Here is a 24582-nt window from a genome sequence, read left to right as displayed (position 1 = left end):
GTTCGCCGCACGCCCGTCGTCGTCTTCTTGTCCCCGTCCTCGCCTGCTCCTTCGCGCGCTCACCTGTGGCAGGTCGAGCAGTGCAGGAGGCTCCGCACACCGAGCTCCTGCGCGATCTGCCGGCCGATCCGCTCCGCGTCGGGGCCGGCGTCCCAGTCCATGTCCGCGATCGCGGAGAGCGGGCGGAGGTGCCGCTCCGGCGCCCTGTGGCAGTCGAGACACCAGCCCATCGTCATCGGAGTCACCTTGTAGACATCGGCCATCTGGTCCACGCGGCCGTGGCACGTCACGCAGCCGACCCCCTTGTTCACGTGGATCGCGTGGTTGAAGTAGACGAAATCGGGGACGTCGGTGACGCGGTTCCAGTGGATGGGCGTGTTCGAGAAATAGCTGCTCCGGACGAGCTCGAGCTTGGGGCTCTGATTCCAGATCTGGCTGTGGCACCCCATGCAGAGCGCCGTCGACGGCATGCCCGCCGTGCCGGCGCGCTCGACCGTGTCATGGCAGAACCGGCAATCGATGGCGTCGTCCTGCACATGGTGCCTGTGGTCGAACTGCACCGGCTGCTGCACGGGCAGGTTCTGCCCGGTGTTCCACTCGGTTCGCACGTAGATCATCGGCGCTGCCACGGCCGCCGCGCCGCCGAGGAGGACGGCGGCGATGGCGAGCCGGAAGGCGGTGTTGCTCCATCGCGGAAAAACGGATGCCATGATCGCATGTGGCCGGCCTCGCTCGATGTGCGGCGATACGGCCATCTCCATCGATGCGGGGATCGCTGGCGTCGTTTCGCGATCTCGCCATCTCGCGCGCGGCGGGAGCAGCGCGCTAGGGCGATCCCGGAGCGGCGCCGTCCAGCGTGCTTGTCCCGCGCTCGCTCGATTGCGCTCGATTGCGCTCGATTGCGTTCGATTGCGTTCGATTGCGCTCGATTGCGCTCGGCGCCGGCCACGAACACCCGTTCTTCGCCTCCCGGGACGGAGATCTGCGATATCCTTCTGCGATGAGGCAATCGAGCTCTGCCCTGTCACCCCTCCTGCTCATCGCGCTTCCCGTCGCGGCCGGGCTCGCCTTCGTCGCGTGCTCGCGCGACGAATCGCTCTCCCCGCTGTCGCTCGGCGGCGGGGCCTCGTCGGTCTCCTCGACCGGCGGGCCGGGCGGGAGCGGCCTCGAGGGGGGCAGCGCCGGCGGAAGCGGCGATGCCGGGGGGAGCGCCGGCTGGGGCGGAGCCGGTCAGGGCGGCGCCGGCGGGAGCGGCGAGGGCGGCGGCGGCGCGCCTGTCGCGCGACTGAGCTGCTCGCCGCCGACCGAGGACGAGGGCTCGCTGAAGCTCACCCCGGTCGTCACCGGCCTCCGGTCACCGCTCCTCGTGAAATCTGCGCCGGGCGACCCCACGCGGCTCTTCATCGTGACGCAGCCCGGCCAGATCCTCGTGCTCGACGAGGGAGCGACCGCGCCGACGACGTTCCTCGACCTTCAGGACCTCGTCCTCTTCGCGGGCGAGCGCGGCCTCCTCGGGCTCGCCTTCCACCCGGAATACGAGAGCAACGGCCGCTTCTTCGTTCACTACTCGGACAGGGCGACGGGCGGCGACACGCGCGTCGTCGAGCTCGCGCGGGGCGACCGCCCGGACGTGGCCAATCCGGCGCCGGTGGCCACGGTCCTCGAGCAGGCGCAGCCGGATCGAAACCACAACGGCGGCTCGCTGGAGTTCAGCCCGGTCGACGGCTTTCTCTATCTCGGCCTCGGCGACGGCGGGAACAGCAACGATTTCGGCCCCGGCCACGCGCCCATCGGCAACGGCCAGGAGCTCGCGACGCTGCTCGGGAAGATCCTTCGCTTCGACGTCTCGACGCACCCGTACCGCATCCCGCAAGGGAACATGACCGGTGAGGGCGTCCTGCCCGAGATCTGGGACTACGGCTTGCGGAACCCGTACCGCTTCAGCTTCGACGTGTGCACGGGCGATCTCTACATCGCAGACGTCGGACAGCGTTTGTGGGAGGAGATCAACATCGAGCCGGCGGGGCAGGGCCGGAAGAACTATGGCTGGCGCCTCATGGAGGGCGCGCACTGCTTCGCGCCCGCGGAAAACTGCGATCCTGACGGCATCACCACGCCCCCCGCCGCCGAGTACGCCCACGCCGGGCGGGTCATCGAGGACTGCTCGGTCACGGGCGGCTACGTCTACCGGGGCAGCAGGATCCCGTGGCTCCGGGGGAGCTACTTCTTCGGCGATTACTGCAGCGGCCGGATCTGGACGCTGACGTACGAGGGCGGGGTGGCGTCCGCGCCCGTCGACCGGACGGACGATCTCGGGTCGTTGGGGTTCAAGCTCGCCAGCTTCGGGCAAGACGGCGTGGGCGAGGTCTACGTCACGGATTTCGGCAGCGGCGCCGTGTACCGCGTCGATCCGGAGTGACGGCTCACATGGACCAGCGGAGCCCGGCGTAGCGCGGGCCGATGACGAGCTCGGGCGGCGGCGCCGGCGCGGAGGCGGCCTTCCTCTCCGGCTGAACCGGCACCTTGCGGCCGCCGATGATGGCGAGCGGGATGCCGACGCCGGCGAAGACGAGGCCGCCGATGACGAGCGCGTACCCGGCGTCCATCTCGCTGTCCTCCTCCGCGTAGCCAAACTCTTCCTCGAACGGGTCGATCGCCTCCCCGGAGTCGCAGCCCGGGCCCGTGCACGCCGAGGCGATCGCCAGGGCCCCGCCGATGAGGGCGACGGTGCCGATGCTCGTCAGGACGATGCCCGTGACCATCATCCCCTTGCTGCGGCGCCGGGTCAGCGGCTCGGCCGGGGGGGCCGGCGCGCGTCCGGCGACCGGCGCGAACGCGGCGCCGCTGGCCGGCGGCGCGGCGGTGTGCGGCGGCGGCGGCGCGGCGGCGCTCACCGGCGGCGCGGCGGTGCCGCTGGCGGGCGGCGTGGCGGCGCGCGCCGGCGCGCCCGCGGGCAGCGGCGGGATGGCCACCGTCTCCGAGGCGCCCGCCCGGGTGAGCTCGACGGCCTTCACGAACGGCGTTCGGCCGGCGGCGGAGGCCTCGATCGTGTGCTTTCCGGGATCCAGGGGCACCGGCGTGCCCCACTGCGCGCGCCCCACGGGGGCGCCGTCGCGCTTCACCTGGAGGTCGGCCGGGGCGTCGGCCGGCGCCGTGATCGTCAGCCGGATGAGCCTCGGCTCCAGCGCCGTGGCGCGCTGCCGCGCGACCTTCTCGCGCTCCGCCTGGCCGGCGGCCTTCGCCGCGCCGGCCACGTCGAGGAACGTCGACCAGGCGCTCGCCGTCCGGCCGATCTGCTCGTAGCAGGCCGCGAGGTTGAACTGCGTGCCGATCCCCGGGTCGAGCCGCTGGCTCTCCTCGAGCTTGGGGCACGCGTCGGCGTACTTGCCCTGGGCCATCAGCTGCCTGGCCGCGTCGAACAGCGCCTGCGCGGCCGCCGTATCGGCCCTGGCGTCGCGGCCGCCGCCCACGAGGGCGGCGAGGAACATCGCGAGCACCAGCAGGCGCCCGAGGTGCTGCATGGGCAGGCTCGTCATGGTCGTGTCCTCACTTGCGATCGTCGAACAGGTTGCCGCTGGTCGGCGCGGCGGCCGGCCGGGCGGCCCGGATCTGCGGCGCGGTCGCGGCGACCGCGGGTCGGGGAGCGGCGCTCGCCGGTCGCGCCGCCGCGGGCCTGGCGCTGGTCGGCGCCGCCGAGGCCGCCCGGGCCGGACCCGGCGCCGCGCGCTCGTCCGCGGGCGCGGGCGCCTCGATGCCGCCCGGCGTGACGGCCGGCGAGAGCGCCGCGGGCATGTCCGGCGGCGCCGCGGAGCCCGCCGGCGACGGCGCCGCGGGCGCCTCCGGCAGCGCCGCCGAGCTCGCCGGGGACGACGCCGCCAAGGCGCTGCCGGACGGCTCGGTCGGGGCGCCGCCGCCGCCCGCGCGGGCGCTCAGGAAGCCGAAGACCGCGAGCGCGGCGACAAGCGACAGGCCGATGCCGGCCAGCGCGACGGCGAGCCCCACCGGCCGCTTCCGCGGCACCACCGTATCGGTCCACGCCGGGGAGGTGTTCACCATGGTCGGGGAGGTCGCCCCGCTCCGCGCCGGGGTGTCCGGCCGCGAGGGCGCCGAGCTCCGCGAGATCCCGCTGATCCGGTCGACGGACAGCCGCGCCCGCCCGGTCACGAACGGCGCGAGCGCCTCGGCCAGCGCGCCCACGTCGCGGAAGCGCCGCTCCGGCAGCTTCTCCAGGCACCGGAGGATCACCGCCACGAGCGCCGGGGGCACGTCGGGGCGGAGCGAGGCGAGCGGGCGGGGGATCCCCTGCATGATCGCCACGCAGAGCTGCGGCATGGTGGCGCCGTCGAACGGCGGCGCGCCCGCGAGCAGCTCGAACAGGATGACGCCGAGCGACCAGAGGTCGGTGCGCGCGTCGACGTCGCGGGACGACTTGAGCTGCTCCGGCGACATGTAGAGCGGCGAGCCCATGACGGCCGTCGTGTCGGTGATCCGCGGATCGGAGCCGCCGGTCGCCACCTTCGAGATCCCGAAATCGAGCACCTTCACGCACGGGGAGCCGTCGGCGCGCCGCGTCAGGAACAGGTTCGCCGGCTTGAGGTCGCGGTGGATGATGCCCGCGGCGTGCGCCTCGGCGAGCGCCTCGCAGGCCTGGAGCACGTACTCCACCGCGGCCTGCGGGGGCATGGGCCCGCCCGCGCGGAGCGCCTCGGCGAGATCGCTGCCCGACAGGTACTCCATCACCATGTACGGCGTGCCCGACTCGAGCGTCCCGACGTCGGTCACGCGCGCCACGTGCTCGCTCTTGACCTTCACCGCGGCGCGCGCCTCGCGCACGAAGCGCTCGGCGAGCGTGCGCGAGTGGGCCGCGCTGGGCAGCAGCAGCTTGATCGCGACCTGCTCCTCCAGCTGGAGGTGGGTCGCGGCGACGACGACGCCCATCCCGCCGATGCCGATCACCCGCTCGACGCGGTATTTGCCGGCGATCACCTGCCCCTGTCGAACCAGCCCTTCGGCTTCGTCGTGTGTCGGCGCGGTGCTCGTCATGGATCGGTCCCTTCGGCGCGCCGGATCGCGGATCTCGTGAACCGCGCGATCTTCGCGGAAAATCCGGCGCAAAGCCAGCCCACGATAGCCGCCGGGCGGACGGCGATCAATCTCGAGGCACGGCTCCGACGCGCCGCGACCGCGCGCCCCGCGCGGCCCGCGCGCCTCCCGCGCAGCCGGCGCCGTCGCGCTGCCCGCGCCCCCGTCGGCTCCCTCCCGCTGTTCGCCGGGCCACTTCCCCCGGGCGTGAATCCGAGAGAACATCGCTCACGTCATGGAGCACGGTCACCCCGGCAGCGCGAGCGAGCGGCGCCAGCGTATCCTCGAGGCGACCGAGCGGCTCCTCCGCCGGTATGGGCCCGCCAAGACCACCGTCGCCGACATCGCGCGCGAGGCCGAGATCGCGGTCGGCGCCGTGTACCTGGAGTTCGCCTCGAAGGACGCCATCGTCGAGGAGCTGTCCCAGGGCCAGCACCGCGCCGTCATGGCCGCCATGCGCGCCGCGGCGGCCGGGGACGACCTGCCCTTCTGCGACCGGCTGCGCGCGGTCTTCGACACCCGCGCGCGCTCGTTCCTGGAGCTCGCCGGCTCGGGCGCGCACGCGTGCGATCTCGTGCATTGCCAGAGCCGCGCCGTGAAGGCGGCCCACGCCCGCTTCCTCGACGAGGAGCGCGCGCTCCTCCGCGACCTCATCGCGCGCGGCGCCCGCGCGGGCGAGCTCGACGTCGAGGACCCCGAGCTCGCCGCGCGCGCGCTCCTGCGCGTCTATGCGAGCTTCTCCCCTCCGTGGCTGTTCCAGAGCTCCCGCGAGGAGGTGGAAGCGATGCTGTCCGCCGTCCACCGGATCGTCCTTTACGGCCTCGCCGGCCGTGAGCCCGCCCGCAAGCCGAAGTGTTGACTCCGGCGACGCGTATGTGACAGGCGCGAATCGCCGGCTTATCCTCCGAGCCTCGCCGGGGGTCAGCCGGCGCGTCGCCAGATCGGAGCAGAGCCTTGCAAGCAGCTGTGGGCTATCGAAACGAAGAGGTGTTGCAAACGACAAATGAGCGATGGAGCATCGTGCGCGCCGTGCGCGAGAGCGACGAGCGGCGCGTGCTGCTCAAGGGCCACCTCGACTCACCTCGTCATACGAACGCTCCGGCCGCCGGCGCGCTCCTCAACGAATTCCAGATCACCCGCTCGCTCGACGCCGCGCGGGTGCTGAGCCCCACGCTGATGGAGCTCTGCGGCGAGACACCGGTCCTCGTCTTCGAGGACGAGGATCTCGTGCCCCTCGACCGGCTCCTCGCGCGCTCACCGCTCCGGATAGAGCAGCTCCTCGCGTGGGCCGCGAGCATGGCCGGCGCGCTCGCCGAGGTGCACGGCGGCGGCGTGATCCACAAGCACATCCAGCCGCAGAGCTTCTTCGTCGACCCCGGGACCGGCGCGGTCCGGCTGACCCATTTCATGTTCTCGACGCGGCTCCGCAAGGAGCACCCGCAGGCGCAGAGCACGGTCGAGGAGGGCAGGCTCCCCTACATGTCCCCGGAGCAGACGGGCCGGATGAACCGGACCCTCGACTGGCGCACGGACCTCTACTCGCTCGGGGTCGTGTACTACGTGATGCTCGCCGGGCGCCTGCCGTTCGACGCCTCGGGGCCGCTCGAGTGGATGCACTCTCACCTCGCCCGACCCCCCGCGCCGCTGCCCGAGGACTCCGTACCTCCGGCCGTGTCGGCCGTCGTCATGAAGCTCCTCGCGAAGGACGCGGAGGAGCGGTACCAGAGCGCAGAAGGCCTCTCGAGAGACCTGCTCAGGTGCCAGCGCTCGCTCCGGGACGACGGTCGTATCGACCCGTTCCCGCTCGGCGAGCACGACGTCTCCGCGCGCTTCCGCATCCCGCACCGCCTGTACGGGCGCGAGGGGGAGGCGCAGCAGTACCTGTCGATCTTCGAGCGGGTGCTCGCCGGCAGCCGCGAGATGATCATGATCACGGGCTATTCCGGGATCGGCAAGACGTCGCTCGTGCACGAGATCTACAAGCCGCTCACGCGGGAGCACGGCTATTTCATCTCGGGCAAGCTCGACCGGCTCCACCGCGGGATCCCGTACTCCGCCGTGATCCAGGCGCTCCGGAGCCTGCTCCAGCAGGTGCTCGCGGAGAGCGCGGAGCGCGTCGGAGCGGCGCGGCAGTCGTTGCAAAGGTGCCTCGGGAGGAACGCGTCGCTGCTCGCCGACGTGCTGCCCGAGCTCGGGATCGTCCTTGGCGCCGGGAACGTCCCGCCTGCGCCGGCCGAGCTCGGCCCGGCGGAGGCCCAGCACCGCCTTCTGCTCGCCTTCCGGGGGGTCCTCCAGGCGTTCTGCGGCCGCGAGCAGCCGCTCGTCCTTTTCCTGGACGACCTCCAGTGGGCGGACGCCGGCACGCTCTGGCTCCTCGAGGGGCTCCTCGGCGGCGAGGAGCTCGGGCCCTTGCTCCTCGTCGGGGCCTACCGCGACAACGAGGTGAACGAGAGCCACCCGCTGCTCATGACGCTGAGGTCCGTGCAGGCGAGCTCGGTGACGGTGAACACCCTCCAGCTGTTCCCGCTCCCGTTCGCGGCGCTGACCCGGCTCGTGGCCGACACCCTGAGGCAGGCGCCGAACGCCGTGGAGCCGCTCGCCCGCCTCGTCATGCACAAGACGGAGGGGAACCCGTTCTTCGCGCGGCAGTTCCTGCAGGCGCTCGACGCCGACGGGCTCGTCACCTTCTCCCCGGAGGAGCGCCGCTTCCGCTGGGACATCGAGAAGATCGAGGCGCGCGGGTTCACCGAGAACGTCGTCGAGCTCATGAGCGGCCGGGTGCGCAGCCTCGAGGCCGGCACGGTCGACCTCCTGACGATCGCGGCGTGCATCGGGAGCACCTTCGATCGGGAGACCCTCGCCGTCATCGCCGGCCTCGGCCCGATCGAGATCGCGCGCCGCCTCGAGCCGGCGATCCGCAACGAGTACCTCCTCGAGACCGCGGGCGAGCTCTCGGGCGCGCGCGGCGAGGCGGCAGGCGCGCGCCGCTTCCGCTTCCTCCACGACCGCGTGCACCAGGCGGTCTACGGGCTCATCGAGAGGCCGCAGCGCGAGGCGGTCCACCTCCGGATCGGCCGCCGGCTCCTCGCGGCCACGACGCCGGAGGAGCGGTCCGAGCGCATCTTCGAGATCGTCGAGCAGCTCGACGAGGGGCTCGGGCTCGTGCGCGACGCCGCGGAGCGGCTCGTGATCGCGGGGCTCAACCTGGAGGCGGCCGTCCGGGCGAAGCAGGCGACCGCCTACGCCGCCGCCCGGCGCTACCTCGAGGCGGGCCGCCGCCTGCTCCCGGCCGGCGCGTTCGCGTCGCACTACGCGCTCGCGTTCGCCCTGCTCCGGCAGCTGGCCGAGGTGGAGTACCTCCTCGGCGCGATGGACGCGGCCGAGGCGCGGGTCACCGAGGCGCTCGGCCACGCCAGGACGCCGGTCGAGAAGGCCGATCTCCTGAAGCTCCGGATGGTGCAGTACACGATGCGCGGGCGCTTCACCGACACCGTGGAGGCCGGGCGGGAGGCGCTCGCCCTCGTCGGCGTCGCGCTCCCCTCCCGCGCGAGCGCGGCGGAGCTCGACGCGCTCGTCGAGGCCGAGGCCGCGCGGGTGAAGGCGCTGCTCGCCGGGCGGGCGCTCGCCTCCCTCATCGACGCCGAGGAGATCGCCGACGGGAGCCAGAAGCTCGCCGTCGGCGTGCTCAACGAGCTGATGGCGCCGCTCTACATGCTCAAGCTCGAGAAGCTGAACTTCTTCGCGTGCTGCAGCATCGTGCGGATCTCGCTCGAGCACGGCCTGACGCCCGAGGCGTCGTACGGCTTCGCCATGTACGGCGGCCTGATCGGCCACTTTCACGGCGACTACCAGCGGGGCTACGAGCTCGGCCGGCTCGCCGCCGACATCGGCCTCCGGTTCCGCATGCAGGGCGACTTCTGCCGCGCCTGCTACATCCTCGGCAACAACATCCAGTCGTGGGTGCGGCCGCTCTCCGAGACGGACGCGCTGTTCCGGGACGGCTACCGCGCCGGCATGGACGCGGGCGACCTGCAGTTCGCGGGCTACTTCCTCATCTACCTGCTCCTCAACCCGCTCTTCCGCGGCGCCAGCGCGCGCGGGCTGCTCGACGAGCTGCCGGCCTCGCTCCGCTTCGCGAAGCGGACCAAGCACACGGTCGCCACGCACAGCCTCCTCGGCCTCCTGCTCGCGCTCCGGGACCTCACGGGCGACGCCTCCGCCGTGCCCGAGGAGGCGCTGACCGAGGAGCGGTTCCTCAGGGACTGCGAGGCGCACCAGACGCGCTACGCGCTCTGCCACCACCAGATCCTCAAGGCGATGTGCCTGTACCTGCACGGCCGCCCCGCGGACGCGCTGCGGGTCGCCGACGAGGCGGAGGAGAACCTCGGCTTCCTCGCCGGGAAGTTCCAGACCGCGGCGCTCCGGTTCTACCGCGCGCTCGCGATCGCGGCGCTCCTGCCGGAGGCGGCGGAGGGGGAGCGGGCGCGGCTGCGGGCCGATCTCGACGCGTGCCGCGAGCGGCTGCGCGGCTTCACCGAGAGCTGCCCCGCGAACTTCTCCCACAAGCACGCGCTCGTCGAGGCGGAGACGGCGCGCGTCGACGGGCGCCTGGACGACGCCGCGAGGCTCTACGAGCAGGCCATCGCGCTCGGCCGCCAGCACGCGTTCGTCAACATCGAGGCCCTCGCGTGCGAGCTCGCCGGCCGCTTCTGGATGTCGCGCGGCAGGACGCGCGCCGCGCTCGACTTCCTGACCGACGCGCTCCAGGCCTACGGCCGCTGGGGCGTCGATCGCAAGATCGCGCTCCTCACCGAGGAGTTCCCGCTCATCAAGCCGGGGCGCGACCGCGGCGCGCCGGCGGCCGCGCGGGCGGACGTCTTCGACGTGGAGACGCTGCTCAAGGCGGCGCGCGTGCTCTCCCAGGAGCTCGTCGTCGAGCGGCTGCTCAGCAGCATGGTGCAGGTGCTCGTCGAGAACGCCGGCGCCGAGCGGGGGGCGCTGCTCCTCGCCCGCGGCGACGGCCTCGTGCTCGTCGCGCAGGGCGTGGCGCACCCGCCGGAGTCGCGGGCGCTGCCGTCGATCCCGCTCGAGGACCAGAGCGACGAGGTCTGCGCCTCGGTGGTGCGGCTCGCCGTGCGCACGCGGGAGAGCGTGATCCACGCCGACGCCTCCCGGGACCCGGCGCTGCGGGACGACCCGTACGTGAGCTCCCGCAGGGTCCGGTCGATGCTCTGCGCGCCGCTCCTGTTCAAGGGGCGGGTGCTCGGCGCGATCTACCTGGAGAACAACCTGTTCGAGGGGCTCTTCGGGCCCGAGCGGCTGGAGATCCTCCACCTGCTCGCCGCGCAGGCGGCCGTCTCGTTCAACAACGCGCTCGTCTACGAGAGCCTCGAGCGCATGGTGGAGGAGCGCACGCACGAGCTCCGGAGCACGCAGCAGAAGCTCGTCGACGCCGCGCGCAAGGCGGGGATGGCCGAGGTCGCGGGCAGCGCCATCCACAACGTCGGCAACGCGCTGAACAGCGTCATGGCGTTGCGGATGCAGCTCTCGGAGCGGATCGCGGGCTCGCGCGTCCCGCGGCTCGGCCAGGTGGCGCAGCTCCTGAAGACGCACAGGGACGACCTCGCGGGGTTCCTCGCGGCGGACCCCCGCGGCCAGCGGCTGATCGAGTACATCGACGAGCTGGCCCGGCACCTCGCGGCCGAGCAGGAGGCCGCGGCCGGCGAGCTCTCGGAGCTCGGCGAGTGCGCGAGCCGCATCCGCGACATCGTGTCCGATCAGCTGCGCAACGCCGGGATGAAGATCATCGTCGAGCCGGTCACGGTCTCCTCCGTGATCGAGGACGCCCTGCGCGTCGGGCTGAACCGCGCCGAGCGCGCGCACCACGGCATCGAGGTCGTCTGCGAGCTCTCGGACGACGCGCGGGTCGAGACGGACCGGCACCGGCTGCTGCAGATCGTCACGAACCTCATCACCAACGCGCGGCGGGCGGTGTGCCACGCGGCGGGCCCGGATCGCCGCGTCCTCGTCCGGTGCGCGCCGCGGGAGGGGGGTGGCTGCTCGGTGGAGGTCGAGGACACCGGCGTGGGCATCGCGCCGGACCACCTCGCGCGGCTGTTCCAGCAGGGGTTCACCACGTGGCCCGAGGGCACGGGGCTCGGCCTGCACGCGAGCGCGCTGGAGGCCCGCCTGCTCGGCGCGGTCCTCCGCGCGGAGAGCCAGGGCCCCGGCCTCGGCGCGAGGTTCACGCTCGAGCTCCCGGCCACCGCGCCCCGGCGCGGGAGGATCCAGGCCGAGGCGCTCGCTTGAGACGGCGGTTGCGCCAAGCGGCCTCGGGGAGAAGGAGCTCAGCGAGTCCCTGAACCGCTGCTTCTCGATGCGCCGAGCGCCTGATCCCGATCATGGGCCCGCGATGAAGCTGTCCTGGTAGCCGGGGTCCTCCACCGCGAGCGCGGCCGGGGTGGCCGCGAGCGGGCGGATCGTGTCGAGCATGACGGCGAGCTCGCTCGTCTCGCGGCTCCCGAGGCTCGCCTCGTACGCGCCGGGGTGCGGCCCGTGCGGGACGCCGGCCGGGTGGTGCGAGATGCTGCCGGGGCCGACGCCGCGGCGCGAGGTGAAGTTGCCGCGGCAGTAAAACAGGAGCTCGTCGCAGTCGACGGACGAGTGGGGGTAGGGGCAGGGGATCGCCTCCGGGTGGAAGTCGACAGGGCGCGGCACGAAGCTGCAGATGAGGGCGCCCCGCGCCGCGAACGTCCCGTGCCAGTCCGGCGGCAGGTGTACGAGCCCGACGCGCGCCTGGAAGCTCTGGATCGGGAACGCGAACGGGTACACCGTCCCGTCCCAGCCGACGACGTCGAGCGGCGAGCGCTCGCAGGCGAAGCCGTGGAACGCGCCGCTGCGCTTCACGACGAGCGCGCGGATGCCCTCGTCGAGGGGGCCGATGAACGTGGGCCGCCGGAAATCGCGGTGGGAGTAGGGCGCGTCCATCCGCAGCTGGCCGACCTCGTTGCGCCACCTGCGCGGGAGGTGGATGTCCGCCGCCTCGATCGAGAGCCACAGCTGGGGCGCGGCGTCCGGGAGGAAGCGGTGGAAGAGCCCCTTCGGGACGACGACGTAGTCGTCCCGCTCGAAGCGGAGATCGCCGAGCATCGTGCGCAGGACGCCGCCGCCGCGGAAGACGAAGAGCAGCTCGTCGGCGTCCGCGTTCGCGAAGTACACCGGATCGTCGTCGTCCGGCTGGGCGATCCCGATCACCACGTCGTCGTTGAAGAGCAGCGGCACGCGGCAGTCGATCGCGGGCCCGCCGCGCCGCGGCAGGTCCTGCGACCGGTAGTGCCGCTTCGCGAGCGGGCGCGCCGGCGCGGCGACCGGCAGCGCGAAGCCGTGCGCGGCGCGCGCGACCCGGTGCTCGTGCGGCCGGCGCTCGTGGTAGGCGATCGTGTAGGGGCCGTCGAAGCCCTCCCGCGTCAGGCACTCCTCGTAGCGGAGCTCCCCCGCCTCGCTCTGGAGGGCGATGTGGTGCTTGCGCGGGACGCTCCCGGCGACGACGCGATCGAGCATCAGCCGCTCCCTTCCCCTTTCTGCTGCCGCTCGATGCTCTCGAACAGCGCCCGGAAGTTGCCGGCGCCGAAGCCGCGGTCCCCCTTGCGCTGGATGAGCTCGAAGAAGAACGGCCCCGCGTCGGGATCGCGGTGCGTGCCGGCCGACTCCTTGAGGAAGATCTGGAGGAGGTAGGACTTCGCGCCGTCGCCGTCGACAAGCACCTCGAGCTCCCGCAGCGTCGTCACGTCCTCGTCGAGCTGCCCGACGCCGAGCTGCTGCAGGCGCTCGGGCAGCAGGTCGTAGTAGGCGGCCGGGGTCGGCATGAACTCCACCCCTCGGCCGCGCATCCCGCGCACGGCCGCGAGGAGGTCGTCCGCGGCGAGCGCCACGTGCTGCACCCCGTCGCCGCGGTGCTCCTCGTTGAAGACGTTGATCTGCGAGCTCTTGAAGTAGGGCCGATAAGGCTCGTTGTTCGCGAACTTCACGCCCGAGCCCGGGTCCCACATCACGGCCGAGCGCAGGCCCGAGCCGTGATCGGCGTCCTTCGCGACGTCGTTCGTGTGAAACGCGATCTTCCAGAACGGCTCGAGCCCGAGCACGTGTTCCATCCAGAGCAGGGCGGGCGCCATCGTCTGGAAGTTCGAGGTGATGTGATCGAACCGGGCGATCCCGAAGCGGTTCTCGCCGCCGCGCGGCGCGTCGTGGGCCACGCAGCCGGGGAACAGCGCCCGGTAGCCGCGCCGCTCCACGAAGCGGAAGGTGGTGTCGCCGAACGGCGTCGTGATCGAGAACGACGCGAACGTGCCGCCCTCGTCCGTCGCTCGGTGGATCTCGTCGATCGGCGTGCCCCCGCGGCCTTCGAGCAGCCGGAAGGCGCGGTCCACGTCCTCCACCTCGAAGATGATGGTGCCCACCCCGTCGGGGTGCTTGCGCAGGTAGCGCCACGCCCGCCCGCCCTCGCCGAGCGGCTGCGAGCAGACGATGGCGCACTCGCCGGCCTGGAAGACGACCGACCGCTGCGCCGCCGCCGCCGTGAGCTCCGGCGAGCTCGCGGCGATCTCCTGGAAGTCGAGCTTGTCCGTGTAGAACCTGCGGCTCCGCTCCAGATCGCGCACGTAGTAGTGCAGCGCCTCCACCCGCTTGATGCCGATCGACTCCGGCCGCTTCGCCGGGGCGCTCATCCGGAGACCACCCGCTGCGCGATGCGCCCGAACAGGCTCTCGCCCGAGCGACTCAGCATCTCGATCATGATCGTGTCTCCTGGCTTCATGAGGGGCGTCCTCGCCGCGCCGTGCGAGAGGATCTCGAGCATGCGCTTCTCGGCCAGGCACGACACGCCGCGCGCCGGATCCCGGTTCGAGACGGTGCCGCTGCCGAGGACGGTCCCGGCCGTGAAGCTGCGGGTCCGGGCGACGTGCTCGACAAGATCGAAGAACGAGAAGTGCATCTCCGGGCCGGCCTCGGGATCGCCGATGAGCGCGCCGTTGTAGGTCGAGCGGAGCCGCAGGTGGACGCGCCCGTCGCGGAGGGCGTCGCCGAGCTCGTCCGGCGTGATCGCGAACGGGGAGAACGCCGTGGCCGGCTTCGAGCAGAAGAACCCGAACCCCTTCGCGAGCTCGGCGGGCACGAGGTTGCGCAGCGTCACGTCGTTGGCCAGCAGGAAGAGGCGGATGTGCCGCTCGGCCTCGTCACGGCGCGTGCCCTGCGGGGTGTCGCCGAGGACGACGCAGACCTCGGCCTCGAAATCGAGGCCCCACGCCTCGTCGCGCAGGACGATGTCGTCGGTCGGCCCGAGGAGGACGCCGGAGCCGCCCTGGTACACGAGCGGATCGGTCGTGAGCGTCTCGGGGGGCTCGGCGCCGCGCGCCTTGCGCACGAGCTCGATGTGGTGGACGTAGGCGGATCCGTCGATCCACTCGTACGCGCGGGGCAGGGGCGCAGCGAGCTCTTCCATGACGAGCGGGGCCACCGCCGCGTCGCCGCGCTCGATGTCGTCGGCGATGCGGCGGAGCGCGGGCTCGGCGCGCTCCCAGTCGTCGAGCGCGGCCTGGAGCGTCGGGAAGGCGGCGCCGGCCGGCGCGCAGGCGAGGCCGTCGCGGCGGACGACGACGAGCGTACCATCGCGGCCGGGGCCGCGGAGAGAGGCGAGCTTCATATCGGGTAACCGGTTGATCGGATCCGCATGAACACCGGATTGGATGTTTTCACGACGCTCCACGATCCTGTGCTGCGCGCCATGGAGGTGACTGCAACGATTTCGTAACCGATCCCTCGGGCTCGCGGCATAGGCATACTCGCCTATGCCGCGATGCGAGACTCACGCCCACATCGGTAACGTCGACTTGCCGACGGGGACGACGGGGCCGCTCCCGTGCTGCGCATGACCAGCTCCTCGTGAGCGGGTCGTGGACGCGGGGCTCCCGAGCTCCGGGGATCACTTCTGCAGCTGGACGCCGAGGAACAGGGCATTCCCCTTCGCCCCCGACAGATCGCTCCTTTGATAGCCGAGCGCCACACGCGCAGCATGCCCTTCGATGATGTAGCCCATCTGGGCATCGATGAGCAGATAGGGGTCGGCGTTCTTCGGCTTCGCTTGTTGCAGTCGGACCAGAGGCTGCAACTTCCCGACGCCGAGGTTGCTCGGCGCGAGGTAGCTCGCGAGGGCAAAAAAGGAGTAGTTGAAGCTCTCAAAATCTCCAAAGTACTTGTAAAATGCGCCTTCGAGCGTGATCGTGCCCGCCGCGCCGAGGTTCTTTTCGAACAGGATGTCGGCGTTGGCCTCCATGAAGGTGTCCTTGCGCGGGACGCCTGGGGGCATGCCCATCGCAGGGGGCGGCAACGATTCGACCGAGCCTTCCCTCTGCACTTCGCCCGCCACGCCGAGCGCGAGGATGCTCTTCTCTCCGAGGTACGTGGACCTCTGGTAATAGGCCGGCTCCGGGTCGAGCAAGCTCAAGTTGAGCCTCGCCGTGTAGAGCGGGCTCACCGAAGAGTCATGCAGGTTGAACGCGCCGGCGTAATACTTGAACAGGCCGCCCGCTATCTTGCCCCAGGCGGTCACTCCATCGTTGCGCCCGAAAGGCCCCTGCCTGGGCCCGATCGGCGGCGCATAGGGCTGGAAGAATCCGGGATAGTTCCACGGCCCCATCGACCACGGCCCGGAGAAGCCGGAGCGATCCGACGGCACGATCATTCGACCGATCCAGACGTTCAGCAGATCATGAAATTTGATCTTGGCGATGGCGTCACGGAGGGTCGCGCTGCCCGCTATGTTGCCCCCCGTCGGGGTCGGCCCAAACTGAGCGATGATCGCGCCCTGCACCCCGATGAACCGGTTGATCTCGCCTGAAAACGCCAGATCCAGCTCACCGTCCGCGAGCAGTCGGTCCATCTTCTCGCGCGCGCCGGGGTTCTGCAAGCGACCTCCGACGCGGACCCAGGCCGCGACGCTGAGCGGCTTCTTCCATGGCTCCTCCTCCGCCGGAGGCGGTGGCGCCGGCGGAGCTGGGCCGGGCCCGGCGGCGCTTTGCAGTGCCGGCGCGCCCGCGTGGGCCTCCGCAGACGGCGCTCGCGCCGCGTTCGCGTCTGCAGGAGGGCTCTCGGGCTCGGTCGCGGGAGCCGCGATCGGCGGGTCTCCGCCCGCGGGCGCCGGCGGTGCTTCGGGCTGCGCTTGCGCCTGTGCTGTGCGGTTGATGCAAGTGATGCCGAGGATGACGGCCAAGAACCGTGCGCCAACATCGCCCCGGCGTCTCGACGCTCTCGTCTGTGTGCTCATGCGTTCGACGCTCTCGTCTGTGTGCTCATGCGTTCGACGTTCTCGTCTGTGTGCTCATGCGTTCGACGTTCTCGTCTGTGTGCTCATGCGTTCTCCGTGGTGTGCTCGCAGCCACGCTCGCGCCCCTAGCCGATCTCGTATACCGTGAGCCGCACCCGGTCGGCCAGTCGCTCGCCCACGGCCAGGGCCAGCACGGCGTTCAGCCGCAGGAGCCCTGGCGCCGAGGTGCGCATACGGATGGCGGTGCGGAAATAGTAGAGCCTGGGGTCCACGGCCTCGCCGCGCCCGAGCGCCGACAGCACCTCCGGCGGCCCGGCGCGGACGCCTTCGGAGAGGATCTCCACCGTCCCATGGCCGGCGATGTCGAGGATGTAATGGGCGGAGAGGTCCATCCGCCCGTCGGCCCAGATCGTCTGCCAGTCGCCGCCCGGCAGCACCCGGCCCTCGAGGCCGCCGGCCACCGTGCCGCCGACAATGGGGATGAAGCGCCGGCCGGGCGGGCTCGAATTGACGGTGACCGGCGGGTCCACCGTCACCTCGAGCGTCATCAGGCGGACGAGGGGCGGGCTCACGCGCGGGGCTCCGAGGCGCGCTTCAGGCCGGTGAGCACCTTGTAGCGGGCGGCGATGGCCGAGAGCTCGCCGGGGGCGAAGACGTCCTCGATACGGTCGAAGCCGTCGGGCGCGCGGTCCTGGGCGATCTGCATGCACTGCTCCGGGCCGTTGCCGCGATTGGCCGCGACGATGGCGGCGGTGGCGGGCAGGCGCTCGGCCTCGTAGGCGGCCAGCGCCTCCACCGGATCGGCGTGGGCGGCGAGCGCGCCGACCAGGGCGCGGGCGTCCAGGATGGCCTGGCTCGCCCCGTTGGAGCCGATCGGATACATGGGGTGGGCGGCGTCGCCCAGCAGCGTCATGCGCCCATGGCTCCAGCGCGGCAGGGGATCGCGGTCGACAAGGGGGAACTCGTAGATCGCCTCGGCGCCCCGGATCAGGCCGGGCACATCCAGCCAGTCGAAGCGCCAGGCCTCGAACCTGGGCAGGAAGTCGGCGGGATCGCCCGTCCGGTTCCAGTCCTCCCGTCGCAGGCTCTCGGCGACGGTGAGCTCGGCGATCCAGTTGACCCTCTGGCGGCCGTCCGGCCCCGGTGGGGAAATGGGATAGGCGACGAACTTCTGGTCCTGATGCCCGGCCATGATCATGCTGGCGCCGGTGAGGAAGGGCGCCGCCAGGCTGGTCGCCCGCCACAGGATGCGGCCGCCATAGACCGGCGGCCCCTCGTCCGGATAGAGGCCGGCGCGCGCCGCCGAATGGATGCCGTCGGCGCAGATCAGGAGGTCGGCGGGAACCTTCGAGGCCGCACCCTCGCGATTGAAGAAGCGCGCCACGATGCGGCCTCCGCCCTCTTCATGATGGTCCGAGAGGCGCCGGTCGCAGATCACCCGGCCTTGGCCCAGCCGCTCGACGGCGGCGTCGAACAGCACGCCCTGCAAGGCGCCGCGGTGCAGGGAGATCTGCGGCGCGGCATGCCCGGCGAAGCGGCCGCGCGGCTCGCCCCAGATGCGCTGGCCGAAGCGGTTGAAATAGACAAGCTCGCGGGTCGCCACCCCCTGGGCCAGCAGGGCCTCGACGAGGCCCAGCTCGTCCAGCACCTCGGCGGCGTGGGGCAGGAGGTTGATGCCGACCCCGAGCGGCAGGATGGTTGGCGCGGCCTCGAACACCGTCACCTCATGGCCCGAGGCGTGCAGCGCCAGAGCCGCGGCCAGGCCGCCGATCCCGGCGCCTGCGACGATCACCTGCATAAAGTCCTCCCGCAGACATGCGGCTTGAAGCCGCCTATTGTTCCAGGCGTTGATGGTGGTTGGGTCCCGACGTCGACCGCCGGGGCCCGGCGCTGATCGCCGCCGCCCATTCCTCAATCACCCGCATAGCGGCCGCGGAGGGTCATCACCGCGGCCGCCACCCCGGCCGCCAGCACCACCGGCACCATGGCCATGGCCACGGCGGCGGGGCCCCAGCCCTGGCCCAGCAGGAGGCCCGCCATCAGCGGCCCGCCGATGGAACCCAGCCGGCCGGCGGCGATGGAGGCGCCGGTGGCCAGCCCGCGCGCCGGCGCCGGGTAATAGAGCGGGATGACGCCATAGAGCGAATACTGCGCGCCCAGCAGGAAGAAGCCCGCCAGCCCGGCCAGCAGCAGCACCGGCGGCAGCCTGTCGGCCCACGCCAGCCCGAACAGCGACAGGGCCAGCGCGGGATAGGCCGCGATGATGGGAAGGCGCGGCCCGAGCCGGTCCACCAGCATGCCGATGATCCAGCAGCCGAGGACGCTGCCGACATTGAAGGCGAAGGCGGCTCCAGCGCCCCCGACCCCGCCCAGGCCCTTGGCCGCCACGAGCGACGGCAGCCAGTTCAGCAGCAGATACAGCACCAGCAGCGTCAGGCCGAAGGTGAACCAGGCCAGCAGCGTGACGAGCAGCCGGCCCTGGCCGAACAGCGCCTGCGCGCCGCCCGGCCGCCGGGCGCCGCCGGCCGCCGCCGCGCGGCTGTCGGGCATCCGCCACGCCATGGCCGGCAGCAGGAAGAGCGGCAGCACGCCGCCGGCCAGGAAGATGCTGTGCCAGCCGAACCGTCCCAGGAAACCGGCCGCGAACAGCGCCGCCAGCGCCCCGCCGGCCGGCATGCCGCTGAACATCATGGTGGTGGTGCGGGTCCGCCGGTCGGGCGGGGCGATCTCCAGGGCGACGGCCACCAGGGTGGGCATCGCCGCCCCCAGGCCGACCCCAGCCAGGAGCCGGTAGAGGCCCAGCGACAGCGGTCCGCCCGCCACAACGGTGGCCAGCGTGAACAGGCCGAAGACGCCGACAGCCATCATCAGCAGCGGCTTGCGGCCCATGCGGTCGGCCATCCAGCCGCCGGCCAGCGCGCCGCAGACAAGCCCGGCCATGCCGGCCCCGAACACGACGCCCGCCTGTTCGGGCGAGAGGCCGAGGGCGGGGATCAGCAGGGGGGCGGCCACGCCGATGGCCTGGATGTCGAACCCCTCCAGCAGGGCGATCAGGAAGCACAGCGACAGCGTGACCGCGTCGCGTGGCGCGTGAGGGGGCGATGCGCCCATGGGGAAACCTCTCGTTCTCGTCCCGTTACCCGGGATGGTTGCAGCTGGCCGCACTGGAGCTATTTGCGTTCGTAGAAGGTGAGGCTCACCCCGCCCGCCGCGCCTCCCGGGTCGGAGCTCACATATTGCTTCGTGTTGAGGATCGCGTAGGGGCCGTCCGCGCGCGTCTCGAAGACCGGGATGAGCGCGCCGAACGGTCCACAGTTCCTCACCACGATGACCTCGCCGTCCTTCGAGGACAGCGCGTACCTGGCGTCCAGGACCGTGCTCGCTCCGATGAGCTGGTAGTCCGCGCCTCCGGGGAGCACCGAGCCCGACAGGCCGCTGAGCAGCGTTCCACCGGTGACCGTGCCCCCGGTGATGGGAATGATGTTGCGCGTGCCGCGCTTGCTCGCGCCGACGGAGATGGAAGCACCGAGCGTGACGGACTCGGTGAACACGCTCGAGCCCCTCGCCCCGGTCGCCGTCGAGCACTCCCACGATTGATGGGGAACGCCCTCGGGATCCTTGAGCTGGATCTTCGGCTCTCCGGCGGCCACGTCGGCGATGTCGTAGACGTCGAGCTGGACCGTGCCCGCCGTGGCGTCGACGACACGGGTGCCCACGAACTTCCCCGTGTTGAGCCAGGCGAGCGAGCTCGATGTCGCGACCTCGAAGTCCGGGACGATCCGGACGACCGCATCGCCGGCGGGCGCGACGCCGCAGCTCCGCAGGTAGATGAGGGAGCCGTCGCTCGCTCTCAGGATGTTGATCTCCTCGAGCTCGACGGATCCGTTCGACAGCGTGAGCTCGAGCTCCATGCCGCCCGTGAGGAACGTGGCCTGGACCTTGTCGCCCGTGAGCGTGCCCCCCTTCACGTCGAGGAGGCGGCGGTGTCCGAACTGGGTGGTCCCGACGTCGTGGGTCTCGCCGAGCTGGAGCGTCGCCCGAAAGACGAGCTCGCCGAGCGTGGGGAGCGGGATGCCGCCGGGCATGCCGCAGGTCCACGATGGATCGGGGACGATCGTCGCCTCGCCGCCGCCGTTGCTCTCGCCGCCAGCGCCGGCGCTCCCGCCTGCGCTCCCGCTGCTGCCGCCGGTTTCCTCAGCGCCACCGGCTCCGGCGATCCCGCCACCCGCGCCGACCATGCCGGCGTCGCCGCCGGTGCCGGTCGTTTCACCAGAGCCGCTCGACGCCGCGCCGCCAGAGCCGCTGCTCGTCGTGGGTCCGCTGCCATCCTCGCTCGACTGACCACACCCTCCAGAGCAGATGCCAAGGATTCCAACCATCAAGGCCTTCGTCGGCCAATTCCCCATCTTCATCGTCGGATCCATCCATTCAGTGAAGAGCATGTCGTCCATTGGCAGCGGTGGCGCCAAGAGTCGTCCATGAACGTTGCGGAGGGCGCTCCTGCGAGCGAGACCCGACTCAGAACTGCGAGAAGAAGCTCCAGATCGACTCGCCGGAGTTGTTCTGTGGGGCGTGGCCCCCGCTGAACTCACACCAGACGACGGGATAGCCCGCGTCGCAGCCTTCGTAGCTGACGCAGGGGCTCGGCTCGGCCGGTGTGGTCTGCTGGTCGCAGTGGTTTCGTTCGAGGAAGACATCGCGAGCGGACCGACCATTTTCGACTGGAACCACGTCGTCGGCGTCGCCGTGGGCGCCCCACATGGCCACAGGGCTGTCGCCGTCCTCGCAGCCGCTGTAGAGCGCGCCGGACATGGAGGCGATGGCGCGGAAGGTGTCGCCCATCGCGCAGCCGATCGCGTACGACATCATGCCGCCGTAGCTGAATCCCGTCGAAAAGATCTTGCTCTCGTCGATGCAGAGGTCGGCGCCGAGGCGGTCGAGCATGGCGCGGAGGAACGCGATGTCGCGGCCGCCCTTGTTCTCCCAGCCCTGGTCGATGCCCTCGGGCGAGACGAAGATCGCCGAGCCGTCGGCGCGACCCAGGAGGCCGTAGTAGCCGCCGCCGAACCCGGTCGCGACCTGCTCGGCCGAGCCGCCGCGGGGATGCCAGGCGAAGATCAGCCGGTAAGGACGACTCGAATCATAGTCGTCCGGCACGGCGAGGATGTACTCGCGCGTCGTGCCCCCGACATCGATGCTGAAACGGCCGCTCGTTGGCTCCGTCGTGCTGCCGCAGCCCGCGCTCCGCGTCTCTCCCCCGGAGCCGCTCGAGCTGGAGCCGACGGCGCCCGCGCCGGTTCCCCCCGAGGTCGGCTGCCCGCCGCTGCCGCCGGCGCCACTGACAGCGCCCGACGAGCCAGCCGTCGCCGACGAGCCACCCGTGGCACCGGAGCCGCTGGTGCTGGGCTCAGCGAGCCCTCCGGCGCCGCCGCTGCCGGGCGGTGCCTCGGTCGTCCCGTCTCCCTGGCTGGAGCAGGCCATCGCCGCGAACGCCGCGAACGCCGCGAGCGCGACGACCCCGGGAACCGTCGTGCCGAAATTGCGGAGCGTTTTCATGGGTCCTCGCCTCGTCCAAGATCGCCGTCCGTCCTCGCATCTTCCGATGCAGGTGCCTGCGACGAACTTGTACCCGAGCCCGCAGGATCGAGGCATAGGCATACTCGCCTATGCCTCGACGCGAGGCGTCACGACCCCATCGAGACAGCGTTTCGTGTTCAGCGCGCTTTGCCGCGGGGGAGCGCGGCGCGGCTCAGGTGCAGAGGCCTTCGACGCACGCGCCGCCGCTCGGGCAGTCGCAGTCCGCCTCGCAGGAGATCGCCGGCTCGGGCGGCGGCTCGCAATAGCCGGCCTCGCAGGACTCGCCCTCGGGGCAATCGCACGAGGCCGCGCACGGGAGCTTGCAGGCCCCCGCGACGCACTCGCTGCCGCTCGGGCAGTCGCAGTCCGCCTCGCAGGCGCCCGGGTTCTCCGAGGAGATCCCGCCCCCGCCGGTGCTGCTCGAGCCGCCGTCGTCGTCGTCGTCGCGGTCCGGGCGCTCCGCGCGGGGGGCGTCGGGAGCGTCGAGAGCGTCGGGAGCGTCGGGAGCGTCGGGAGCGTCGGGGGCGTCGGGGGCGTCGTCCCAGGAGCACTCCTCCTCGTCGTCGTCCCAGCCGCAGTGGGTATTGATGTGGCAACCGATCATCGTCGTGGAGAAGAAGCACAGAGAGAGACCAAGACCCCACTCGAAAGCCGTGCGCATGCTCATAGCGTCATCACTCCTTATCTGCGATGGACCCGTGACAGCGGCGCCGCGCGTCGCGGCGGCGCCCTCTGACCACTCGATGCTGCGTGCCCGCTGCCGCGCGCTTCGTTCAACGGTCGCGCGCCTGCGCACGATTCCGACGCCCACCCGCCCGGAACCCGCCCGGCGGCGGGGGGGGACCTCCTGGGGGTGTCGATTTCGCCCGCCGCGGTTGAACGTTCCCGACCGGTCCGGGCACGAAATGGACGGCCCCCCCATGAACGGTCCCCTCCCTTCCGGGCACGAAGCCCTGTGCCCCAGGTCGCCCCGAGCCCTCCGACGCCTGCTGACGGCAAAAGGGCAGCGCCGCGGGGCCCGTTCGGATGTAACGATGACAACGCAGGCATGGACCGAGATGGGACGGAGCGATCGGCGGGCTTTCCGCCGCAACAGACGCCGGGCGCCGTTCACCCCGAGCGCGCGGTGGAGAGGTCGCGGCCGATGAGGGCGATCGCGCTCGTCATGCCGTTCCTCTTCTCCCGCGGCGCCGAGCGCCCGCAGGACGAGGAGGAAGCGCTCGTCGAGCGGCTGCGGCGCGGGGACGCCGCGGCGGTGGGCGAGGCGTACGACAAGCATTACGCGGCGGTGCGCGGGTTCGCCCGCCGCCTCACCGGCGACGACGCCGCCGCCGAGGACCTGGCGCACGACGTCTTCGTCAGCTTGCCGCAGGCCGCGCAGCGGTTCCGCGGCGGCTCGTCGCTGAAGACGTTCCTCATCTCGATCGCGGTCAACCATTCCCGCCACCACCTCCGCGGCGCGGCGCGGCGCCGCGCGGCCATGGAGCGGCTCGCCCTGGAGCCCGAGGAGCACGACGCGCCGAGCCCCGAGCGGGAGGCCGGCCGCGCCGCGCTCGCCCAGGCCCTGAACCGCGCCCTCGACGCGCTGCCCGACGCGCAGCGCGCGACGTTCGTGCTCTGCGAGGTCGAGGAGCGCAGCGCGCGCGAGGTGTCCGAGATCCTGGGCGTGCCCGAGGCGACGGTGCGCACGCGGCTGTTCCACGCCAAGCAGAAGCTCCGGACGCTGCTGGAAGAGAGGACCCCATGAAGGACGACGTGCTCCGCGAGGCCGCGCGCGCGCTGCGCGAGGGGGCAGACGCGTCGCGCGCCCGTCGTGACGAGACGCGCGCCCGCGTGATGAGGAGCCTCAAGGCGCAGCGCGCCCGCCGGCTCACCACCGTCCGCGTGGTGGTCCCGCTGGCCGCCGTGCTCGTCGGATCTGTCGCGTGGGCCTCGGCCGCGCGCTGGTTCCCGGGCGGCTGGAACGACATCGCGTCCCAGCTCGGCCTGAGCGCGGCCGAGGCGCCGATCGAGCCGCCCGCGCCGCCGTCGCCGCGCGCGCTGTCCGGACCGCGGCGCGCGGCCGAGGCGCCCGCGCCGCCGGAGGCCGAGGCGCCCGCGGATCCGCTCGCGCCGGTCCAGCCGTCGATGCCGCTGCCCGGCCCGGACCCCGCGCCGCCGCGCGCCCCGGTGATGGCGGTCGCGCCGCCCGCGCGCAAGGCCGTCGCGCCGAGCGCCGCGCGCGTCCCGCCCGCCCCGCGAAAGGCGGCGGGCGATCCCCAGGCCATCCAGCGCCCGCCGGCCGGGCCCGACGCGGACGCGCTCTATCAAGCGGCGCACCGCGCGCACTTCGTCGAGCGCGACCCCGCGTCCGCGCTCGCCGCCTGGGACGCTTACCTGGCCGCTGCCCCGCGCGGCCGCTTCGCCGTCGAGGCCCAGTACAACCGCGCCCTCTGCCTCGTTCGCCTCGGCCGCAAGGACGAGGCGCAGCGGGCGCTCGAGCCGTTTGCGCAGGGCACCTTCGGCGGTTACCGCCAGACCGAGTCGCGCTCGCTGATCGAGGCGATGCGCAGCGCGAACGAGTGAACGTCACGGCGCGTGAACGAACGCGCCGCGAGCGGGCACAG

18 protein-coding genes are annotated in these 24582 nt (G+C 72.2%); 5 read left to right on the top strand and 13 right to left on the bottom strand.

Annotated features, from left to right (window positions below):
• Positions 1-59 precede the first annotated feature (59 nt).
• Entirely contained in the window at positions 60-710 is a 651-nt protein-coding gene (locus WME75_RS23985; protein ID WP_437475678.1) for a cytochrome c3 family protein, read from the bottom strand.
• 290 nt (positions 711-1000) lie between these two features.
• Here WME75_RS23985 and WME75_RS23980 point away from each other — a divergent pair, with 290 nt between their 5' ends.
• Positions 1001-2419 carry a PQQ-dependent sugar dehydrogenase gene (locus WME75_RS23980; RefSeq protein WP_437475677.1) on the top strand — a complete coding sequence of 473 codons (1419 nt, stop codon included), beginning with the start codon at positions 1001-1003 and terminating at the stop codon, positions 2417-2419.
• Positions 2420-2423: 4 nt separating this feature from the next.
• Here the strand turns inward: WME75_RS23980 and WME75_RS23975 are convergent, their stop codons facing one another.
• Together WME75_RS23975 and WME75_RS23970 are read right to left on the bottom strand one after the other, a co-directional pair.
• On the bottom strand, positions 2424-3536 hold the full coding sequence (locus tag WME75_RS23975) for a hypothetical protein (RefSeq protein WP_437475676.1): 1113 nt from the start codon (positions 3534-3536) through the stop codon (positions 2424-2426).
• Positions 3537-3546: 10 nt separating this feature from the next.
• A complete protein-coding gene (locus WME75_RS23970) occupies positions 3547-5043 on the bottom strand; it encodes a serine/threonine-protein kinase (RefSeq protein WP_437475675.1) in 1497 nt (498 codons plus the stop codon).
• A gap of 274 nt (positions 5044-5317) precedes the next feature.
• Here WME75_RS23970 and WME75_RS23965 point away from each other — a divergent pair, with 274 nt between their 5' ends.
• Together WME75_RS23965 and WME75_RS23960 are read left to right on the top strand one after the other, a co-directional pair.
• Positions 5318-5941 (top strand): TetR/AcrR family transcriptional regulator, encoded by a 624-nt coding sequence (locus tag WME75_RS23965; protein ID WP_437475673.1) that lies wholly within the window; start codon positions 5318-5320, stop codon positions 5939-5941.
• 131 nt (positions 5942-6072) lie between these two features.
• Positions 6073-11391 (top strand): trifunctional serine/threonine-protein kinase/ATP-binding protein/sensor histidine kinase, encoded by a 5319-nt coding sequence (locus WME75_RS23960; protein ID WP_437475671.1) that lies wholly within the window; start codon positions 6073-6075, stop codon positions 11389-11391.
• Between the two features lie 90 nt (positions 11392-11481).
• Here the strand turns inward: WME75_RS23960 and WME75_RS23955 are convergent, their stop codons facing one another.
• The 10 genes from WME75_RS23955 to WME75_RS23910 form a co-directional block, all read right to left on the bottom strand.
• Positions 11482-12642: a homogentisate 1,2-dioxygenase gene (locus WME75_RS23955; RefSeq protein WP_437475669.1), complete on the bottom strand. Its 1161-nt coding sequence runs from the start codon at positions 12640-12642 to the stop codon at positions 11482-11484.
• Positions 12642-13805, bottom strand: coding sequence for a 4-hydroxyphenylpyruvate dioxygenase family protein (locus WME75_RS23950; protein ID WP_437475667.1), 1164 nt, complete (start codon positions 13803-13805; stop codon positions 12642-12644). The genes WME75_RS23955 and WME75_RS23950 overlap by 1 nt, the downstream gene beginning before the upstream one ends.
• Positions 13802-14779: a fumarylacetoacetate hydrolase family protein gene (locus WME75_RS23945; protein WP_437475665.1), complete on the bottom strand. Its 978-nt coding sequence runs from the start codon at positions 14777-14779 to the stop codon at positions 13802-13804. The genes WME75_RS23950 and WME75_RS23945 overlap by 4 nt, the downstream gene beginning before the upstream one ends.
• A gap of 279 nt (positions 14780-15058) precedes the next feature.
• Complete coding sequence (locus tag WME75_RS23940) at positions 15059-16345, bottom strand: hypothetical protein (RefSeq protein WP_437475663.1); 1287 nt, start codon at positions 16343-16345, stop codon at positions 15059-15061.
• 179 nt (positions 16346-16524) lie between these two features.
• Positions 16525-16971 (bottom strand): DUF3237 family protein, encoded by a 447-nt coding sequence (locus tag WME75_RS23935; protein ID WP_437475661.1) that lies wholly within the window; start codon positions 16969-16971, stop codon positions 16525-16527.
• Positions 16968-18197 carry a flavin-dependent oxidoreductase gene (locus tag WME75_RS23930; RefSeq protein WP_437475659.1) on the bottom strand — a complete coding sequence of 410 codons (1230 nt, stop codon included), beginning with the start codon at positions 18195-18197 and terminating at the stop codon, positions 16968-16970. Before WME75_RS23930 ends, WME75_RS23935 begins: the two co-directional genes overlap by 4 nt.
• A 113-nt stretch (positions 18198-18310) precedes the next feature.
• Positions 18311-19510 (bottom strand): MFS transporter, encoded by a 1200-nt coding sequence (locus WME75_RS23925; protein ID WP_437475658.1) that lies wholly within the window; start codon positions 19508-19510, stop codon positions 18311-18313.
• Positions 19511-19569: 59 nt separating this feature from the next.
• Positions 19570-20841 (bottom strand): DUF3237 family protein, encoded by a 1272-nt coding sequence (locus WME75_RS23920; RefSeq protein WP_437475656.1) that lies wholly within the window; start codon positions 20839-20841, stop codon positions 19570-19572.
• Positions 20842-20917: 76 nt separating this feature from the next.
• Positions 20918-21955 carry an alpha/beta hydrolase family esterase gene (locus WME75_RS23915; RefSeq protein ID WP_437475654.1) on the bottom strand — a complete coding sequence of 346 codons (1038 nt, stop codon included), beginning with the start codon at positions 21953-21955 and terminating at the stop codon, positions 20918-20920.
• Positions 21956-22148: 193 nt separating this feature from the next.
• Positions 22149-22643, bottom strand: a complete 495-nt coding sequence (locus WME75_RS23910) for a hypothetical protein (protein WP_437475652.1) — start codon at positions 22641-22643, stop codon at positions 22149-22151.
• Positions 22644-23120: 477 nt separating this feature from the next.
• On the opposite strand from WME75_RS23910, the gene WME75_RS23905 reads away from it, so the two are divergent.
• On the top strand, positions 23121-23723 hold the full coding sequence (locus WME75_RS23905; RefSeq protein ID WP_437475650.1) for an RNA polymerase sigma factor: 603 nt from the start codon (positions 23121-23123) through the stop codon (positions 23721-23723).
• Positions 23720-24541 carry a hypothetical protein gene (locus WME75_RS23900; RefSeq protein WP_437475648.1) on the top strand — a complete coding sequence of 274 codons (822 nt, stop codon included), beginning with the start codon at positions 23720-23722 and terminating at the stop codon, positions 24539-24541. Before WME75_RS23905 ends, WME75_RS23900 begins: the two co-directional genes overlap by 4 nt.
• Positions 24542-24582: the final 41 nt, after the last annotated feature.

Source organism: Sorangium sp. So ce1014, assembly GCF_051521505.1.
Classification (GTDB): Bacteria; Myxococcota_A; Polyangia; order Polyangiales; family Polyangiaceae; genus Sorangium.
Note: the sequence above shows the minus strand (reverse complement) of the source record. Positions and strands in the feature narration are given on the sequence as shown.

Excerpts from the sequence above, each read along its gene's own strand:
- WME75_RS23985 (WP_437475678.1), bottom strand. The coding sequence starts at position 710 with ATGGCATCCGTTTTTCCGCGATGGAGCAACACCGCCTTCCGGCTCGCC.
- WME75_RS23980 (WP_437475677.1), top strand. The coding sequence starts at position 1,001 with ATGAGGCAATCGAGCTCTGCCCTGTCACCCCTCCTGCTCATCGCGCTT.
- WME75_RS23975 (WP_437475676.1), bottom strand. The coding sequence starts at position 3,536 with ATGACGAGCCTGCCCATGCAGCACCTCGGGCGCCTGCTGGTGCTCGCG.
- WME75_RS23970 (WP_437475675.1), bottom strand. The coding sequence starts at position 5,043 with ATGACGAGCACCGCGCCGACACACGACGAAGCCGAAGGGCTGGTTCGA.
- WME75_RS23965 (WP_437475673.1), top strand. The coding sequence starts at position 5,318 with ATGGAGCACGGTCACCCCGGCAGCGCGAGCGAGCGGCGCCAGCGTATC.
- WME75_RS23955 (WP_437475669.1), bottom strand. The coding sequence starts at position 12,642 with ATGCTCGATCGCGTCGTCGCCGGGAGCGTCCCGCGCAAGCACCACATC.
- WME75_RS23950 (WP_437475667.1), bottom strand. The coding sequence starts at position 13,805 with ATGAGCGCCCCGGCGAAGCGGCCGGAGTCGATCGGCATCAAGCGGGTG.
- WME75_RS23945 (WP_437475665.1), bottom strand. The coding sequence starts at position 14,779 with ATGAAGCTCGCCTCTCTCCGCGGCCCCGGCCGCGATGGTACGCTCGTC.
- WME75_RS23930 (WP_437475659.1), bottom strand. The coding sequence starts at position 18,197 with ATGCAGGTGATCGTCGCAGGCGCCGGGATCGGCGGCCTGGCCGCGGCT.
- WME75_RS23925 (WP_437475658.1), bottom strand. The coding sequence starts at position 19,510 with ATGGGCGCATCGCCCCCTCACGCGCCACGCGACGCGGTCACGCTGTCG.
- WME75_RS23920 (WP_437475656.1), bottom strand. The coding sequence starts at position 20,841 with ATGCTCTTCACTGAATGGATGGATCCGACGATGAAGATGGGGAATTGG.
- WME75_RS23915 (WP_437475654.1), bottom strand. The coding sequence starts at position 21,955 with ATGAAAACGCTCCGCAATTTCGGCACGACGGTTCCCGGGGTCGTCGCG.
- WME75_RS23910 (WP_437475652.1), bottom strand. The coding sequence starts at position 22,643 with ATGAGCATGCGCACGGCTTTCGAGTGGGGTCTTGGTCTCTCTCTGTGC.
- WME75_RS23905 (WP_437475650.1), top strand. The coding sequence starts at position 23,121 with ATGAGGGCGATCGCGCTCGTCATGCCGTTCCTCTTCTCCCGCGGCGCC.
- WME75_RS23900 (WP_437475648.1), top strand. The coding sequence starts at position 23,720 with ATGAAGGACGACGTGCTCCGCGAGGCCGCGCGCGCGCTGCGCGAGGGG.